The organism is Vibrio sp. 1249-1 (assembly GCF_033340495.1).
Genome location: NZ_JAWOWJ010000568.1, coordinates 1 through 691, shown reverse-complemented (window position 1 = coordinate 691; position 691 = coordinate 1). Strand labels below are relative to the sequence as shown.

Annotated in this window: 1 protein-coding gene and 1 pseudogene; both read right to left on the bottom strand. The window is 44.6% G+C overall.

The genetic code is table 11. The features are described from left to right. Positions 1 to 100 precede the first annotated feature (100 nt). Positions 101 to 397, bottom strand: a complete 297-nt coding sequence (locus tag R7Z50_RS27655; protein WP_005480175.1) for a glucose PTS transporter subunit EIIB — start codon at positions 395 to 397, stop codon at positions 101 to 103. A gap of 176 nt (positions 398 to 573) precedes the next feature. Next, positions 574 to 691 (bottom strand): annotated as a pseudogene (locus tag R7Z50_RS27650) (copper chaperone PCu(A)C); the annotation flags it as partial.

The following is a 691-nucleotide window of genomic DNA, read 5'->3' as shown; positions in this document are numbered from 1 at the left end:
TTCATTCTTTGGTTAATGAAACGAGGAGAGTATAGCTGCCCTTTTTATTTGTGGGTAGCAAAATCACCGCTTAGTTTGCTAGGAGAGTTGCTACGAGCGCCTAGCTTGTCATTCGTTCTTCCATGATCTGCGAATACGTGTTGGCTTTCAAACCGTATATGATTTGGATATGACGTTCATCCAACACAACAACACCATGAGCGCCATGTTTCTTTAAAGCCTCTTTATCTACGACAGCAGTAGAGCGCAGCGTGAGTCTTAGCCGCGTTGCACACGCCCCGGTTTCCACCACGTTATCGAGGCCACCAATTGCGGCAATAATGGTGTCCACGTCTTGCTCGACATTTGGATTGGTTTGAGTCAAAAAACTGAAAACGCGTTTGAGAGCTTGAAACATAAAGAGTTATCTCGGGAACAGGGTTAGATGTGGAAACAAGGAAATAGAGTTATAGCGAAGAGGGAGGTGTATTGTATGGGGCATAAAGCACAGATTTACATTTTTAAATAAAATCGCCATTGCGCTGCGAGAGAGCGAATAAAACAAAGGCTCCTAATGAGGAGCCTAATTCGATTTTAGTGGGCTGTATGTTTCATCCCTGCCATCACTTTTTTCACTGGCGCGTTAAAGCTCTGCTTTTGGCCGTTATCGTAAGTCACGGTTACTTCGATTTCATCCCCTTCATTGAGCGGC

Coding starts and splice junctions, on each gene's coding strand:
- R7Z50_RS27655 (WP_005480175.1), bottom strand. CDS start 397: ATGTTTCAAGCTCTCAAACGCGTTTTCAGTTTTTTGACTCAAACCAAT.